Here is a 15,755-nt window from a genome sequence, read left to right on the forward strand (position 1 = left end):
ATGAGCGCACCGGCTCCTGCACCGGCCACCGTGGACCTGGGCGACCCGGCCACCTTCGCCGACCACGACCTCGACGGGTTCTGGCGCACCCTGCGGGACACCGCCCCCGTGCACTGGAACCCGCCGGTCGACGGCCGTCGCGGCTTCTGGGTGCTCTCCCGCCACGACGACATCCTGACCACCTACCGGGACAACCGGAACTTCACCTCCGAGCGCGGCAACGTCCTGGTAACCCTGCTGGGCGGCGGCGACGCCGGGGCCGGCCGGATGCTCGCCGTCACCGACGGGCACCGCCACCACGAGCTGCGCAAGATCCTCCAACGGGTGCTCTCCCCACGGGTGCTGGACGAGGTCGCCCGGACCGTCCGGGCCAACACCCGGCAGTGGATCCGCGAGGCCGTCGAGTCCGGCGGCTGCGACTTCGCGCAGCAGATCGCCGCCCGGATCCCGATGACCACCGTCTCCAACCTGCTCGGCGTACCCGAGCAGGACCAGGACTACCTGCTCGGACTGACGAAGGCGGCGCTGTCCGCGGACGACGAGGACGTCGACGAGGTCGACTCCGAGATGGCCCGCAACGAGATCCTGATGTACTTCATGGACCTCGTCGAGGAGCGGCGCGAGGCCCCCGGCGACGACGTGATCAGCATGCTGATCGCCAGTGCGATCGACGGCGTGCCGCTGACCGACGAGGACGTGGTGCTCAACTGCTACAGCCTGATCATCGGGGGCGACGAGACCAGCCGGCTGACGATGATCGACTGCGTCCGCACCCTGGCCGCCCGGCCCGGGGAGTGGCGGCGCCTCAAGCGGCACGACGTCGCCGTCGACACCGCCGTGGACGAGGTGCTGCGCTGGGCCTCGCCCACCATGCACTTCGGGCGCAGCGTCGTCCGGGAGACCGAACTGCACGGCGTACGGCTGCGGCCCGGTGAGATCGTCACCCTGTGGCACGCCTCTGGCAACCGGGACGAGCGGGTCTTCGACCGGCCCGGGGTGTTCGACCTCGGCCGTACCCCCAACCGGCACCTGGCCTTCGGCTACGGCCCGCACTTCTGCGTCGGCTCCTACCTGGCCAAGGTGGAGATCGCCGAACTGCTCACCGCCCTGCGGGACTTCACCACCGGGTTCGAGCAGACCGGCGAGGCGCTGCCGATCCGGTCCAACTTCCTGACCGGCTTCTCCACGCTGCCGGTGCGGTTCGAACCCGATCCCGCCGGGTTGAAGGAGTGAGGATGCACATCTACCTGTCAGGGCAGGGCGCGTTCGCGGTGCAGGTCGCGGAGGCGCTGCTGGACGAAGGGCACAAGATCGTCGGTGCGGCCGCCCCCCGGCTGCGCAAGGGGCAGTCCGACGAGGGCAACGCGATGTGCTGGGACCGCCTGCGCTCCTGGGCGTACCCCCGGGACATCCCCTGGACGGATTCGGAGGAACTGCGCGCCCGGCACGTCCCGGACGGGGTGGACATCATCCTCGCCGCGCACTCGCACGCCTTCCTCGGCCGCCAGACCCGCGCCCGGGCCGCCGTGGCGGCCATCGGCTACCACCCCAGCCTGCTGCCGCTGCACCGCGGCCGGGACGCGGTCCGCTGGACGATCCGCGACGGCGACAAGGTGACCGGCGGGAGCGTCTACCACCTCACCGAGCGCACCGACGGCGGCCCGATCGCCGCCCAGGAGCACCTGTTCGTGCCCCCGGGCTCGACGGCCCGGAGCCTGTGGCGCGACCATCTGGCGCCGCTCGGCGTGCGGCTGCTGCTGAAGGTGGTCAACGACCTCGCCGCGGACCGGCGGATCGAGGTGCCCCAGGACGAGTCGCTGGCCACCTGGGAGCCCGCGATGGGCGCGCCGCCGCTGTTCAAGCCCGAGCTGATCGCCCTGCCGGGAACGGCGCGGGTCGACGGCAGCCGGTGGGCGCTGCACGAGGGGTGAAACCCCGGCCGGGGGCGTGCCGACCGGCCCGACCGCCCGACCCGGTGTCCGGGCGGTCGGGCCGGTCGGGCGGTGCACGCCCGGTTTCGTCGTGGTGACCCGCCGCTTCGTTCCCGTCGCTGCGCGGCGGGGCCGCAGCGCGACACCGTGGAAGCGGCCCGGGGGCGCGGGGCCCCCGTCGGCGGAAGGAGCGCGATGGACGCCGGGCTGCGTGTCGTCCGCCGTACGACGGCTCCGGGCCTCGTCGTGCTCTCCCTGGACGGCTACGTCGACCTGGGCACCGCGGCCGTGCTCGCCGGGGCCCTCCACGACGCCGTGACCGCCCGGCCCGCACCCGAGGTGCTGACCGTCGACTGCGCGGGCCTGGTCTTCTGCACGTCCTCCGGTCTCAACGAGTTCCTGGAGGCCCGCCGGGCCGCGACCGCGCGCGGTATCACCTTCCGCCTCGCCGCGCCCCGGGCCCAGACGTCCCGGCTGCTGCGCGCCGCCGGGAGCGACACCGTCTTCGAGATCCTCCCGGCCGATGACGCGGCCTGACCGCGCACGGCCCGCGTGCGGCGCCCGGCCCCGCGCGTTCGGCGCTCAGTCCCGCCGGCGCAGGGTCTCCCCCGGCGTCCGCCGGTACGCGGCGCGGTAGAGGCCGGCGAAGTGGCCGGGGTGGGCGAAGCCCCAGTGCATCGCGATGCCGGTCACCGTGGCGGTCGCCGGGTCCGCGGCCAGCAGGTCCCGGTGGGCCGCGTCCAGCCGCACCCGGCGCAGGTAGCCGAGCGGGGTGGTGTCCAGGTGCCGGCGGAAGGCGTACTGCAGCGCCCTCGGGGTGACGAAGGCGGCCGCGGCGATGTCCGCGAGGGACACCTCCCGGTCGGCGTTCGCCTCGATGAAGGCGATCGCCCGGCGCAGGGCGCCGGGTGTCGCGTCGGCCCGGTCGGCGGGGACGGGGTCGGTGCGCCCGGTGTGGGGCAGGGCCACCAGGGTCGCCGCCGCCAGGTGCTGGGCGGCGGTGGAGACGAGCAGCTCGCTCTCGCAGGCGGCCGGGTCGGCCAGCACGTGGTCGCGCACGTAGGCGACCGCGGCGCCCAGCTGCCGGTTCGCCGCCTCGCTCACGGGCCGGAGCCCGGTCAGGCGCACCGGGGCGTTCCCGTCGCCGCCGGCCGGCGCCACGGCGTCCAGCAGCGCGGTGTCGAACATGGCGATGGTGTAGCGGGCCGAGCGGACCTCACCGCGGTACGGGGCGTCCGGCGGGGCGACCAGGAAGGTCTCACCGGGGCCGAAGGCCTCCTCCCGGTCCGTCCCGTCCGCCCGGCTCAGGTCGGCGACCGTGCCGGAGTGGATGCTGATCAGGCACACCCGGCCGAGGCTCCCGGCGTCGTAGGCCATGTCGTAGCCGAAGGACAGCCGGTCCACGCTGAGCGGGCCCGCCGACCTGCGGCTGATCCGGGTCCTGGCGTCCGCCACCGACTTGCCGATCCGCATCGGTGTGTAGGCGGTGGACAGGAACTCCTCCGTGGCCTCCGCGCTCGTACTGTCGAAGGACAGCTCCTCCACCGTCACCGCCACCCGTCCGTCTGCATCCACCCCGGCCTGGATGAACCGTGCCGAGGCTACGCCCCCCTCGACGCGACCGAAAGCCGAGCACCGGTTCCGGGCCGGACCGGCTTCGTTCGGGCGGCCGTTCGGGCGGGTCACTTCGTTCCCGGAGCTGCGGGCGCTCAGGACGGTGCACCACGGTGGGGAACGGAGCCCGCCCGGGCGCCGTTCCCCACCGAGAGGGCCGCCATGACCCCGCGCAGCACGCCGTCCGCCCGCCACCCCCGCCCCGGTCCGGGCATGGGCGCGCAGGTCGCGGCGCTCGCCGCGGAGGCCGAACGACAGTTCCGGGACGGCCTGTGGGACCTCGCCGCGCATGACGCCGCGCTGGCCCGGAAGACCGCCGAGGGCCTCGCGCAGGCGCTCGGGGCCGAGGCCGGGACGGAGCCGCTGCCCGTCATGGACCGCCTGGAGCACCTGCGCGAGGCGCTCGCCGTCCTCGCCCTCGGCATCGCCCGTACCCACGGGCAGCTGGCCTGGTTCCTCGCCCGGGCCAGCACCGTGCTGGCCCCCGTGCTGTCCTGGCGTTCCCTGCCCGCCGAGCGGCGGCAGGCCTTCGGCACCGTGGTGCCGGGCCCCGAGGCGCTCGCCGACGCCGAGGGCGCCGTACGACGGCTTCAGGAGGCACTCGTCCGCACCGGCACCGCGGCCGATCTCCAGCCGAGGCCGGGGCCCGCGGCGGACGGCCTGGAGCCGGACGCCGTCGCCTGACCGGGTGGATCCCGGCGCGTGGTCACGGACACCCGGTTCGGGACCGGGTTTCGGGGCACCCGTCTGGTCGTCCGTTCGCCGATGACCCGGAGGGACCCGGGCAGGCCCGGACAGGCCCGAGCAGCCTCGGAAAGGGAGGAAGCCATGACCACGCGTGACGAGAACGGCACCCAGCCGGACGAACCGGCCCAGGAACGGTCCGCCGAGGAACGTTCGATCACTGCCCCGACCCCGGCGGATGTCCGGGAGAAGGCGCAGGGGAAGGTCGGGGACCGGGAGCGGTCCGCCGAGGAACGCTCGATCACGGCCCCCACCCCGGCCGACGTCCGCCGCAAGGGCGGCACGGACGGTGACGACGAGGAACCGGAACCGCCCGCGGCGGACGCCGTGGCGCCCTGAGGCGGGGTCCTCCTCGGGAGGACGTGAACGCGCTCGCGCCGGTACGGACGGGAAGTCCGTACCGGCGCGAGCGCGTTCCAGCTGGTCAGTAGTAGTGGCGACGGCCACCGACAGCGTGTCCGAGCGCTCCCAGGAGCCACAGGATCAAGCCGATGACGACCAGGACGATGCCGATCGTCCACAGGATCGAAATCCCGAGCAGGAAGCCGACGATGAGCAGGATGACGCCGACGATGATCACGATGTCCTCCCTGAGGGTCGTGGGGACGGCGGTCGAGAAGGCCGACTGCGACGCACGGCGTCGGAGCCGCCCCTGGGCGGCGGAGCCGTCACCTCTCCGGCCCTGCCCATGAGCCGCGTCTACCGCCGCACGGGACAATCAAACCCGCGACCGGCCTCCGACCTCGGTCGGCGGCGCTCACCGCGCTCGTCAGGCGGCGGTCGGGGTGGAGTCGGCGGTGAACAGGGCGCGGCGCTCCGCCGCGGTCAGCCCGCCCCGGACGCCGTACGGCTCCCGCACCGCGAGCGCGTGCCGGCGGCACTCCACCCGGACCGCGCAGCCCGCGCAGACGGCCTTCGCCGCCTCCTCCCGTTCCTTGGCGTCCTTCACCGTGGTGCGGTGCACGGGGGCCGGGAGGAAGAGGGCCGCGCCCTCGGAGGTCTGGCAGGCACCTCCTGGCCGGGGGCTCCGGTGGCGCGCGGGGGCGGCGGGCAGCGGGCGGGAGAGGTCGGCCACGGCGGATCCTTCCGATCGGGGTCGTTGCCCCACTCCTCTAACCGCGTCCCGCGGGTTCATGCGCGCTCCGGGCGTGCGGATCCCGCCGGCGGGCCGGCCCCGCGCCGGGCGGAGCTCAGCGGCGGTGTCGGCCCCCGCGCCGGCGGGCGGGCGGAGGCGCCCCGGTGGCCGGGAGGAAGAGCCGGGCCGCCTCGCGGCCCAGGTTCACGCCGATCGCGAGGGCCATCGCCGTGGCCGTGGCCCGCCCCAGGCCGCTGAGCCCGGTCTCCGGTTCGCCCCGCACGAAGGCCAGCAGCCCGAAGTACAGCAGCGAACCGGGCAGCAGCGGTCCCAGGGCGGCGGTGACGAACGGCAGCGCGGAACTGCCCCGGTAGCGGGCCATCAGCTGACCGGAGAGGCCCACCAGCACGGCGGCCAGACCGGTCGCCATGATCGGCTCCCCGCCGGCGCCGACCAGCACGGCGTACGTCGTCCACCCGGCCGTGCTGTTGACCAGGACGGCCGGCAGCGTCGCCGCCTCGGTGTTGAGCAGCACCGCGAAGGCCAGGGCGAGCAGGATCGCCGCGGCCAGCTGGAGCGGCGGGTTGGACAGCGAGGTCGGCACGCTCTGGGTGGCGAGGTCGGCGCCGTTGTTGACGCCGACGTAGAGCACCGTCATCACCCCGACGACCACGCCCGCCAGCAGGTACAGCACTTCCAGCAGCCGCGCTGCGGCGGTGAGATAGAAGCCCGCGAGGCCGTCCTGCACCGCCGCCACCATCGGCCAGCCGGGCAGCAGGGCGTACAGCCCGCCGGTGATCACCACCGAGCCGCGCAGGTGCAGCTGGTTGAAGGACATCAGGATGCCGACCACCGCGGCCGGGGTCGCGGCCGCCGCGATCCGGTAGAACTCCGGCAGGTCGTGCCGCCCCACCAGCGCCGCCAGCCGGTGCCCGGCCATCGCCGCCACCACCGCGCTGACGAACACCAGCCAGGCCCGGGCGTCGGACCGGCCGCCGATCAACAGCGTCGCGACCCCGGCCAGCAGGCCGGCGGAGAGCACCATCGCCCAGGCCGGGTAGTGGCGGGAGTGCCGGCGCACGGCCCGCAGCCTCCGGTGGGCGGCGTCCACCGCGAGCCCGCCCGCGGTGATCTCGGTGACCAGCCGGAACAGCGCCGCGAGCCCCGCGTAGTCGCCGGCGGGGTGGTGCACCGTCCGCTCGGCCGTCACCGGCGGCTCCCCGGGGCCCTGCTGGTAGGAGATCGCCACCCGGGTGAAGGTGACCTGGGGATCACAGGGCCCGGCCCGGTACGTCCGCGCCACGGCGAGCATCGCCGCCTCGACCCCCTCCGCCGCCTCTCCGCAGGCCAGCATCAACTCGCCCACCAGCAGGGCCAGGTCCACCGCGGCGGCCACCTCGGCCGGGCCCGGCAGACCGTCCGCGTCGCGGTTGCCGCCGCCGACCAGGGGGCGGGCGGAGGTCGGGGTGCGCAACAGGGGCAGCATGAGGTCGGGCCAGCGCACCGCCGGATCGCCGTCCCGCCCTGGCTCCGGCGGCCCGGGCGGTCTCCAGGAACCGGCCTCCTCGGCGTCGGCGGCCTCGCCGCGTCCGCCCTGCGGCGGCACCCGCCGACCGGCCGGGCCCTCCGCCTCGGCCCGCGCGCCCCGCTCCTCGTGTTCCGCCATCGTCGCTCCCTGCATCACCCCCCACTCGGCTACCTCTCGCACCCAGTCGACTACCCGCTGTCATTGATTCGTGAACGTCACGCCCGGCGCACGCCCGCCCGGTTCGCGCCCTACCGGGCGCCGGCGGCGGCCGGCGCAGGGCGCTCAGCCGTCCTGCCCGCCCGTCGGCGCGGCGATCGGTTCGGGGATCCGGCCCGGTGCCGCGGCACCGGCGATCGGGTCGCCGTGGTCGAGGGAGTGCACGGGAGCGGGCGGCCGGGCCGGACTCGCTACGGACGCAGTTCGAGGGTGCAGCACTTGACGGCGCCACCGGCCTTGAGCAGCTCGGTGGTGTCCACCCCGACCGGGTGGAAGCCCCGCTCCCGCAGCCGCTCCATCAGGCCCGCGGCCGCCTGCGGCAGCACGACGTTGCGGCCGTCCGAGAAGGCGTTGAGGCCGAACACGGCGGCGTCCTGGGGGGTCGCGTGGATCGCGTCCGGGAAGAGGTGCTCCAGCACCGACCGGCTGCCCGGGCTGAAGGCCTCCGGGAAGTACATCACCTCGGTGTCGGAGAGCACCGCGAGCGCGGTGTCCAGGTGGTAGTGCTCGGGGTTGACCAGGGTGAGCGAGGTGACCGGAAGGCCGAAGAACTCCTGCGCCTCGTAGTGCGAGCGCTGGTCGGTGCGGAAGCCGGTGCCGGCCAGGATGCGGCGCCCGACCGGCAGGTAGTCGCCCTCGCCCTCGTTGACGAACTCGGGCCAGAGCACCTCCCGGAAGCCCTGCCGGACGAACCAGGCCAGGTAGGCCGGCCCCTCGGCCGTCCGCTCGACGTGCCGGAACCGGGCACCGAGGACCTTGCCGTCCACCACGGTGGCGCCGTTGGCGGCGAACACCATGTCCGGCAGGCCGGGGACCGGGTCGATCACCTCGACGGTGTGGCCGAGCGAGAGGTACACCTCGCGCAGCCGCTCCCACTGGAGCAGCGCCAGTTCGCGGTCGACCGGTTTCTCCGGGTGCATCCAGGGGTTGATGGAGTACGTCACGTCGAAGTGCTGCGGCCGGCACATCAGAAGCCGGCGCGGGGTGGCCGTCCGGGTCTTCGGGCGTACCGGCTCGGGCTGGCTGCCGCTCACGGACACAGGGGTCTCCTCTGCGATGGTGATTTCGGGGAGGGCGGGGGTCTCCCGCCCGGAGGTCAACTAGGCTCTGACGGATGCGTCCACTTGCCGAGAACGAGATTCGTGGGTCCTTCGTCAACTGCTCGAAGGGGGAGGCGCGCAGGCTCAGCATTCCCCGCAATCTGCCCGAACTCCCCTGGGACGACCTGGACTTCCTGGGCTGGCGGGATCCGGGCGCGCCCGACCGCGGCTACCTGGTCGCCGTCCGGGGCGAGGGCCTGGTGGGGATCACGCTGCGCGCGCCGAACGTCCGGCGCAGCCTGACCAAGACCAACGTCTGCTCGCTGTGCATCACCATCCACGGCGGCAGCGGGGTGGCGCTGCTCTCCGCCCGGCGGGCCGGGGCGGCCGGGCGCGAGGGGAACACCGTCGGCACCTACATCTGCGCGGACCTCGGCTGCTCGCTGTACGTGCGCGGCAAGCGCCGGTCGGCCTCGGTGAGCCGGCCGGAGGAGTCCCTGACGCTGGAGGAGCAGGTCTCCCGTACGGTCGCCAACCTGGACGCGTTCGTGGAGCAGGTGCTGCGGACGGCGTGAGCCGCCGCCCGCGGCACCCCGGCGGCCGGTTCAGCCGGCCGTCGGGCCCTCCTTGAGCACCCGGGCCACGATGCCGACGGCGGCGTCCACGTCCTCGGCGCCCACCCCGTTGTGGACCACCGCGCGGATCCGGCCGTGGCCGAACTCGGTGACGGCCAGGCCGTGTTGCTTCACCGAGGCCAGGAAGGTGCGCCAGGTGAAGCGCTCGTCGGTGACCTTGAAGATCACGATGTTGGTCTTGACCGTGTCGAGGTCCATCTCCACGCCGGGGATCAGCGCCAGCCCTTCGGCCAGCCGCCGGGCGTTGGCGTGGTCCTCGGCGAGCCGGTCCCGGGTGTCCAGGGCGACCAGGGCGGCGGCCGCCAGCAGCCCGACCTGGCGCATCCCGCCGCCGAGCATCTTGCGCAGCCGGCGGACCTTCTCGACGAACTCCGCGCTGCCGGCCACCATCGAGCCGACCGGCGCGCCCAGGCCCTTGGAGAGGCAGAACTGCACCGAGTCGACGTGCGCGGTGATCTCCGCGACCTCGACCCCGGCGGCGATCGCCGCGTTGACCACCCGGGCGCCGTCCAGGTGCACCGCGACCCCGCGCTCGTCCGCGAAGCGGCGCACCTCGGCCAGGTAGTCGAGCGGCAGCACCACGCCGCCGCAGCGGTTGTGGGTGTTCTCCAGGCAGATCAGCGAGGGCAGCGCGAACTGCGGATCGTCCGGGTCGTCGGGGAACGCGGCGGCGAGGTCGGCCGGCGCGATCGTGCCGTCCGGCTGGTTCGGCACCGGCTCGTAGACGACCCCGCCGCAGACCGAGGCGCCGCCCGCCTCGTACAGCCAGATGTCGCTCTCGCTGCCGACCACGGCCTTGGTGCCGCGCGGCGCGTGGGCCATGATCGAGGCCAGGTTGGCCATGGTGCCGCTGGGGAAGAAGCAGGCCGCCTCCTTGCCGGTCAGTTCGGCGGAGCGGCGTTCGAGCTCGTTGACCGTCGGGTCCTCGCCGTAGACGTCGTCGCCGAGCTCCGCCTCGGTCATCGCGGTGAGCATCTCGGGCGTCGGCAGTGTGAAGGTGTCACTGCGCATCTCGATCACGGCGGGAGGGTCCTCTCGTTGCGTGGTGCGTTGTTTCTCGGGTGCCCGGGTCTCGGGTGCCCGGGTCTCGGGTGCCCGGGTCTCGGGTGCCCGGGTCTCGGGCGGGCGGTCAGCGCAACCGGGCGGTCACCGGCAGGTGCTTGATCCCGGCGATGAAGTTGGAGGCCAGGTGCTCGACCGGACCGGCCGGTTCGAACCGCTCCACCAGTTCGGTGACCTCGGTGAAGAACTCGGCCAGGGCGATCCGGGCGAGCGGGGCGCCGACGCAGTAGTGCGGCCCGAACCCGAAGGCGACGTGCCGGTTGGGGGTCCGGGCGACGTCGAAGCGGTACGGCTCGTCGAAGACGCTCTCGTCCCGGTTCGCCGATCCCAGCCAGGCGACCACCGCTTCCCCGGCCCGCACCGGTTCGCCGCCGAGCCGGGTGTCCTCGGTGGCGTAGCGCATGGCGTGGGTGGCCGGGGAGGCCCAGCGCAGGCCCTCCTCGACGGCGGAGGCGACGGTGGCCCCGCCGTCGAGCACCTTCCGGTACTGCTCCGGGTGCTCCAGGAAGGCGTTCACCGTGGTCGCGATGACGTGCGGGGCGGTGACGTTGGCGCCGAGCAGCACGTTGTAGCAGTTGTAGATGACCTCGTCGGGCCGGATCGTCCGGTCCCCGACGGTGAGCTGCTGGAGCAGGCCGATCAGGTCCTCGCGCGGGGTGCGCGCGGCCGCCACCTCGGCGAAGTAGTCGAAGAGTTCGTGGTGGGCGGAGACCAGCTGGTGGCCGCCCGAGTCGTCCCGGGAGGACGGGTCGGCGGGGGCGATCGCGATCGTGGTGAGCCGGGCCAGTTCGGGCCAGTCGGCCTCGGGCAGGCCCATCAGGGCGCCGGTGAACATCATCGGGAAGGCGGTCACCGCCGCCGCGAGGTCCCAGGGTTCACCGCCCGTCAGGGGTTCCAGCAGCAGCCGGGCCGTCCGGCGGATGGCCGGGCGGCGGGCGGCGAGTTCGCGCGCGGAGAGCGCCTGGGCGACGGGCCGGCGCAGGTAGCCGTGGACGGGCGGGTCGCTGGCGACCATCATCCGGTCGGCCGCCGGGTCCTGCTCGCCGAGGACGGACAGCATGTTGCCGCGCCGGGAGGTGTACCGCCCGTGGTCGCGCAGGACGGTGCTGGTCTCGGCGTGCGCGGTGACGGAGACGTAGGTGCGGCCGCTGGGCACCGCGAGCCTGGTCACCGGGGCCTTGTGCCGGTAGTGCCGCCAGACGGCGTGCGGGTCCCCGGTGGCGTAGAAGTGGGGGTCGCTCAGGTCGACGTGCTCCGGGTCGACCCGGTCGGCGTCGTGCTCCGGCGCGTCGCCGGGGGCGGTGATCCTCACTGGGCGGCCTCGGTGGCGGACGGTGCCTCTGCGGGGCTCGGCACCGGTGCAGCGGCCGGGGCCGACCGGGCATCGGTGGCCGGCTCCGGCCGCTGGGCCCTGAGGTGTTCCGCCAGGCCGGCCACGGTGGGGTTGAGGTAGAAGGTCCGGGCCCGGACCACCGCCCCGAACTCGGCGGCGATCTCCCGGGTGATCCGGCTGGCGGTCAGCGAGTGCCCGCCGAGGTCGAAGAAGTCGTCGTCGACGCCGACCGGTTCGACGTCCAGGATCTCCTGCCAGAGCACGGTGAGCCGGCGCTCGACCTCGTCGCCGGGCTCGCGGTAGGGCACCTCGATGTCCGGGCGGCTCCGGCCGCGCCGGGCGGCGAGGGCGGCCCGGTCGACCTTGCCGTTGGCCTTGAGCGGCAGCCGGTCGACCCAGACCAGGGCGGAGGGGATCATCGTGGCCGGGAGGTCCTCGGCCAACTCCCGGCGCAGTTCGACCGGGGAGACGGCGTACGGGCCGCTGTAGAAGGCGACCAGCCGGCGGTCGCCGGGGCCGTGGTCCTGGAGGACGACGGCGGCGTCCTGGACGTCCGGGTGGCGGCGCAGCCGGGCCTCGATGTCCTCGGACTCGATCCGGACGCCGTTGACCTTGAGCTGGCCGTCGGCGCGCCCGGCGAACTCGAAGGCGCCGTCGGCGGCCCGCAGGGCGAGGTCCCCGGTGTCGTACATCCGGGCCCCGGGGGTGCCCGCGTACGGGTCGGGGAGGAAGCGGTCGGCGGTCAGGCCGGGCAGTCCGAGGTAGCCGTGGGCGAGGCCGGCGCCGTTGACGAAGAGCCGGCCGACGGTGCCGTCGGGCACCGGCTCCAGCCGCTCGTCGAGGACGACCATGCCGGTGCCGTCGATCGGCCGGCCGATCGGGACGCCTCGGGCGCCGAGGGGTTCGCGGACGGGGTGGGTACTGGTGAAGGTGGTGTTCTCGGTGGGGCCGTAGGCCGCCGAGAGCAGGGTGCCGGGCAGGGCGGCGGCGGCGCGGTCGACCAGTTCGGCGGAGAGCACCTCGCCGCCGGTGTACAGCGCGCGCAGGGCGGGCAGGTCGGTCAGGCCGACCTCCACCGCCTGGTGGAACAGCGCCGTGGTGAGGAACAGCACGGTGGTGCCGGTGTCGCGGACGGTCTTGACGACCTCCGCCGGGCCGAGCCGGCCGGCCGGGGCGAGGGCCAGGCAGCCGCCGTTCAGCAGCGCGCCCCAGATCTCCAGGGTGGAGGCGTCGAAGGCGACGGGGGCCAGCTGGAGGAAGACGTCGTCGGCCCGGGCGCCCAGGAACGCGGCGTCCAGCACCAGGCGCAGCACGGCCCGGTGCGGTACGCAGACGCCCTTGGGACGGCCGGTGGAGCCCGAGGTGTAGGCGACGTAGGCGAGGTCCTCGGGGGTCTGCTCGACCGGGGGCGCCGAAGCCTCGGCGCCCGGATCCTCCTGGACGTCCAGGTACGGGAACACCCCGTCGACCCCGGGGCGTCGCGCGGTATCGGTGACCACCAGCGCGACCTCGGCGTCGCCCAGGACGGTGCGCAGCCGGGCGACCGGGTCGCCCGGGTCGACGGCGACGTACGCGGCGCCCGCCTTGAGGATGCCGAGCAGGGCGACGACCAGCCGGGGCGAGCGCTCCAGCAGCACGCCGACCCGGTCGCCGCGCCGCACGCCGCGCCCGCGCAGCCGGGCGGCGAGGGCGGCGGCCGCCGCGTCCAGTTCGCCGTAGCGGAGGTCTCCGTCCTCGCTGCGGACGGCGGTGGCCTCCGGGGAGGCGGCCGCGACGGCGGAGAAGCGGCTCGCGAGGGTCCACCCCCGCGGGGGATCCGACTCGGTCGTGCTCGGTGATTCCAACATGGTGCGGTCGCGGATCCCTTCGCGCGAAACCTTGCCCTTGTCAGCCCTTGACGAGAAGTCAGTGAATGGAGTTCGGATTGTCGGTAACGAACTCTTTTGTCGAGTCGTCGACTTGGGGTACGGCTATGCCCACCTTCGAACGCTTCGGATGCTATTCAGCGTGACGATGCGCCGTCAAGGGTGAACCGGATCGATGTCCGGCGGGAAGGCCAACTCCCCACCCGGGATCGGGATTTCCCCCAATTGCTTGCACTGCCGGTGGGGCAGCTCCTACTGTCATGTAGTGATCAGGAGCCGCGGCAACGTGCTGCCCTGACCACCGCCATCGGTCGACCGGACTGATCGTCGACCCAGACAGGCCATCCCCAAAAGGGAGAGAGCAGGGAAGTCCGTGGGTGAGCGGCAACGTTCCGGCGTGGTCGCCGGAACCGGCATCGTCGACGTGGCCGGAATCGGCTTCGGCCCCTCGAATCTGGCCCTCGCGGCCGCCATCTCGGAGATCGCCGGCGAGGCACCGGTGAGCGCGCGCTTCTTCGAGGCCCAGCCCCGCTTCGGCTGGCACCGGGGCATGCTGATCGAGGGCGCGACCATGCAGGTCTCGTACCTCAAGGACCTGGTGACCATGCGCAACCCGACCAGTCCGTACTCGTTCCTGTGCTACCTGCAGGCCAGGGGCCGGCTCGCGGACTTCATCAACACCAAGTCCTTCTACCCGCTGCGCGTGGAGTTCCACGACTACCTGGAGTGGGTCGCGGAGAGCTTCGAGGACCTCGTCTCGTACGGGTCGCGGGTGGTGTCGGTCGAGCCGGTCACCGGCGAGCAGGGCGTCGAGTTCCTCGACCTGCTCTACGTCGCCCCCGACGGCACCCGGCAGGTCCAGCGCGCCCGCAACCTGGTGATAGCCGCCGGCATCGAGCCGCGGCTGCCCGCCGACCTGCCCGCCTCACCGCGGATCTGGCACACCGCCAAGTTCCTGCCGGAGGTGGAGCGGATCGCCCCGCAGGACCCGCGCTCCTTCGTGGTGCTGGGCTCGGGCCAGAGCGCCGCCGAGGCGATCGAGCACCTGCACGCGCGCTTCCCGCGGGCGCAGGTCCACTCGGTGCACGGCCGGTACGGCTTCAGCGTCGCCGACGACAGCCCGTTCGCGAACCAGGTGTTCAACCCCGAGGCGGTGGACCGTTTCCACACCGCGCCCGACGGCGTCCGGCAGCGCCTCATCGATTATCACGCCTCCACCAACTACTCGGTGGTGGACGCCGATCTCCTGCACTCGCTGTTCCAGCAGGCGTATCTGGAAAAGGTGGCCGGAAATCCCCGGCTGAATTTCCACAACGTCTCCCGGGTACGCGAAGTGTCGGAAACTCCGGACGGCCTGCGGATCGACGTGGAATCGCTGTCCTCGGGCACCAGCACCATCATCGAGGCGCAGGCGCTGGTGTGCGCGACCGGATACACCCGCACCGATCCGGCCGTCTTCCTGGACGGTCTGCTGCCGCACTGCGGGCTGGACGGGGAGGGCCGGCTGCGGCTCGACCGGGAGCACCGGGTGGTGACCGACGAGAGCGTGCGGTGCGGGATCTACGTCCAGGGCTTCGGCGAGCACAGCCACGGGCTCTCCGAGACCCTGCTGTCCCTGTCCGCGGTCCGGGCCGGCGAGATCGGCGACATGCTCGTCAAGGCGCTGTCCGGCTGACCCCCGGCGCCGCCCGTCCGCTGATCCCGCTGAACCGCTGACCCGCTGCCCCGCTGACATTGAGGAGGACGAGTGTTCACGCCGAAGCTCTACCAGGTGGACGGGGACGACTGGCCGCTGCGGATCATCGAGCGGCATCCGCTCGCGGTGCTCCTCAGCAACGGGGAGCCGGTGCCGAACGCCACCCACGTCCCGGTGATCGCGCCGCCGGACGCCACCCCCGGGGACGCCCTGCCGGGCATGCGGCTGTGGACCCACCTGACCCGGGCCAACCCGCACTGGCAGCAGCTGGCCGCCGACGGCGGCGGCCCGGCCAAGCTCGTCTTCCACGGCCCGAACGGCTACGTCACGCCGACCCTGTACTCGGCCGACATGGTCGCGCCGACCTGGAACTACGTGGCGGTCCACCTGGAGGGCACGGTCGAACTGGCCGGGGGCGACGAGACCCTGGCGATCGTCCACACCACCGCGCAGACGCTGGAGAACCGGTTCGGCGACAAGATGGCGCTCGCGCCGTCGATGGAGTACCACCGGCAGATCGTCGGCGCGGTCGGCGGCCTCTTCTTCACGGTGACCAAGGTCGACGTGATGTTCAAGCTGAGCCAGGAGAAGGACCCCGAGGTCCAGCAGCGGGTGCTGGACCGGTTCGCCGCCAGCGGCTCGGGGCTGCACCGCGAGGTGGCCGACACCATGCGCGCCCTGAAGCTGGGCAGCGGCGCCGAGTGAGCTGAGGTGCGGCGCACCAGGAGGCCCGGGGCGGTTCCCACCGCCCCGGGCCTTCGGCGTCTGCGCCGGGCCGGTCAGCCCCGGGCGGACTCCGTGGCCCGCCGCAGGCTCAGCGGCCGCATGTCGGTCCACACCCGGGACACGTGGTCCAGGCACTCCTGGCGGGTCCCCTCGAAGCCCTCCGCCCGCCAGCCGGCCGGGACGTCCCGCTCGGCCGGCCAGACGGAGTACTGCTCCTCGTCGTTGAGGACCACCAGGTGCCGGCGGTCGTCGTCGAGCTCGCTCATGTGCGTGTCCTTCCAGGAACCTGG

The 15,755-nt window shown here is 73.7% G+C and carries 17 protein-coding genes; 8 read left to right on the forward strand and 9 right to left on the reverse strand.

The window, feature by feature from the left end:
- The 3 genes from ACIRVF_RS20125 to ACIRVF_RS20135 all read left to right on the forward strand — a co-directional run bounded on the left by ACIRVF_RS20125 (window position 1) and on the right by ACIRVF_RS20135 (window position 2,468).
- The gene (locus ACIRVF_RS20125; protein WP_402819241.1) at window positions 1–1,233 is read left to right on the forward strand and encodes a cytochrome P450; all 1,233 of its coding nucleotides are present in this window, start codon (window positions 1–3) and stop codon (window positions 1,231–1,233) included.
- Between the two features lie 2 nt (window positions 1,234–1,235).
- Window positions 1,236–1,931 (forward strand): formyltransferase family protein, encoded by a 696-nt coding sequence (locus tag ACIRVF_RS20130; protein ID WP_402819244.1) that lies wholly within the window; start codon window positions 1,236–1,238, stop codon window positions 1,929–1,931.
- Window positions 1,932–2,126: 195 nt separating this feature from the next.
- Window positions 2,127–2,468: an STAS domain-containing protein gene (locus ACIRVF_RS20135; protein ID WP_402819247.1), complete on the forward strand. Its 342-nt coding sequence runs from the start codon at window positions 2,127–2,129 to the stop codon at window positions 2,466–2,468.
- 45 nt (window positions 2,469–2,513) lie between these two features.
- Here ACIRVF_RS20135 and ACIRVF_RS20140 read toward each other — a convergent pair whose 3' ends face one another.
- Window positions 2,514–3,506, reverse strand: coding sequence for a helix-turn-helix transcriptional regulator (locus ACIRVF_RS20140; RefSeq protein ID WP_402819250.1), 993 nt, complete (start codon window positions 3,504–3,506; stop codon window positions 2,514–2,516).
- 201 nt (window positions 3,507–3,707) lie between these two features.
- Here ACIRVF_RS20140 and ACIRVF_RS20145 point away from each other — a divergent pair, with 201 nt between their 5' ends.
- Together ACIRVF_RS20145 and ACIRVF_RS20150 are read left to right on the forward strand one after the other, a co-directional pair.
- A complete protein-coding gene (locus ACIRVF_RS20145) occupies window positions 3,708–4,229 on the forward strand; it encodes a hypothetical protein (protein ID WP_402819252.1) in 522 nt (173 codons plus the stop codon).
- A gap of 144 nt (window positions 4,230–4,373) precedes the next feature.
- Window positions 4,374–4,628 (forward strand): hypothetical protein, encoded by a 255-nt coding sequence (locus tag ACIRVF_RS20150; protein ID WP_402819255.1) that lies wholly within the window; start codon window positions 4,374–4,376, stop codon window positions 4,626–4,628.
- 85 nt (window positions 4,629–4,713) lie between these two features.
- Here ACIRVF_RS20150 and ACIRVF_RS20155 read toward each other — a convergent pair whose 3' ends face one another.
- From ACIRVF_RS20155 to ddaH, 4 genes are all read right to left on the reverse strand, one after another.
- Complete coding sequence (locus ACIRVF_RS20155) at window positions 4,714–4,869, reverse strand: DUF6131 family protein (RefSeq protein WP_402819258.1); 156 nt, start codon at window positions 4,867–4,869, stop codon at window positions 4,714–4,716.
- Between the two features lie 189 nt (window positions 4,870–5,058).
- A complete protein-coding gene (locus ACIRVF_RS20160) occupies window positions 5,059–5,364 on the reverse strand; it encodes a WhiB family transcriptional regulator (RefSeq protein ID WP_402819261.1) in 306 nt (101 codons plus the stop codon).
- A gap of 115 nt (window positions 5,365–5,479) precedes the next feature.
- On the reverse strand, window positions 5,480–7,030 hold the full coding sequence (locus ACIRVF_RS20165) for a threonine/serine exporter ThrE family protein (RefSeq protein WP_402819264.1): 1,551 nt from the start codon (window positions 7,028–7,030) through the stop codon (window positions 5,480–5,482).
- Between the two features lie 269 nt (window positions 7,031–7,299).
- Window positions 7,300–8,142: a dimethylargininase gene (ddaH, locus tag ACIRVF_RS20170; RefSeq protein WP_402819267.1), complete on the reverse strand. Its 843-nt coding sequence runs from the start codon at window positions 8,140–8,142 to the stop codon at window positions 7,300–7,302.
- Between the two features lie 80 nt (window positions 8,143–8,222).
- Here ddaH and ACIRVF_RS20175 point away from each other — a divergent pair, with 80 nt between their 5' ends.
- On the forward strand, window positions 8,223–8,723 hold the full coding sequence (locus ACIRVF_RS20175) for an FBP domain-containing protein (protein WP_402819269.1): 501 nt from the start codon (window positions 8,223–8,225) through the stop codon (window positions 8,721–8,723).
- Window positions 8,724–8,753: 30 nt separating this feature from the next.
- Here the strand turns inward: ACIRVF_RS20175 and ACIRVF_RS20180 are convergent, their stop codons facing one another.
- The 3 genes from ACIRVF_RS20180 to ACIRVF_RS20190 form a co-directional block, all read right to left on the reverse strand.
- A complete protein-coding gene (locus ACIRVF_RS20180; protein ID WP_402819651.1) occupies window positions 8,754–9,794 on the reverse strand; it encodes a GntG family PLP-dependent aldolase in 1,041 nt (346 codons plus the stop codon).
- A 118-nt stretch (window positions 9,795–9,912) separates the two neighbouring features.
- A complete protein-coding gene (locus ACIRVF_RS20185; protein WP_402819271.1) occupies window positions 9,913–11,157 on the reverse strand; it encodes a cytochrome P450 in 1,245 nt (414 codons plus the stop codon).
- Window positions 11,154–13,025, reverse strand: coding sequence for an amino acid adenylation domain-containing protein (locus ACIRVF_RS20190; RefSeq protein ID WP_402819272.1), 1,872 nt, complete (start codon window positions 13,023–13,025; stop codon window positions 11,154–11,156). Before ACIRVF_RS20190 ends, ACIRVF_RS20185 begins: the two co-directional genes overlap by 4 nt.
- 415 nt (window positions 13,026–13,440) lie before the next feature.
- On the opposite strand from ACIRVF_RS20190, the gene ACIRVF_RS20195 reads away from it, so the two are divergent.
- Complete coding sequence (locus ACIRVF_RS20195) at window positions 13,441–14,718, forward strand: lysine N(6)-hydroxylase/L-ornithine N(5)-oxygenase family protein (RefSeq protein WP_402819275.1); 1,278 nt, start codon at window positions 13,441–13,443, stop codon at window positions 14,716–14,718.
- A 72-nt stretch (window positions 14,719–14,790) separates the two neighbouring features.
- Complete coding sequence (locus ACIRVF_RS20200; RefSeq protein WP_402819277.1) at window positions 14,791–15,444, forward strand: FMN-binding negative transcriptional regulator; 654 nt, start codon at window positions 14,791–14,793, stop codon at window positions 15,442–15,444.
- 74 nt (window positions 15,445–15,518) lie between these two features.
- On the opposite strand, the gene ACIRVF_RS20205 is transcribed toward ACIRVF_RS20200, so the two are convergent.
- A complete protein-coding gene (locus tag ACIRVF_RS20205; protein WP_402819280.1) occupies window positions 15,519–15,731 on the reverse strand; it encodes an MbtH family protein in 213 nt (70 codons plus the stop codon).
- Window positions 15,732–15,755 lie beyond the last annotated feature (24 nt).

It is taken from the genome of Kitasatospora sp. NPDC101157, from assembly GCF_044768255.1.
In the GTDB taxonomy this organism is placed as follows: Bacteria; Actinomycetota; Actinomycetes; order Streptomycetales; family Streptomycetaceae; genus Kitasatospora.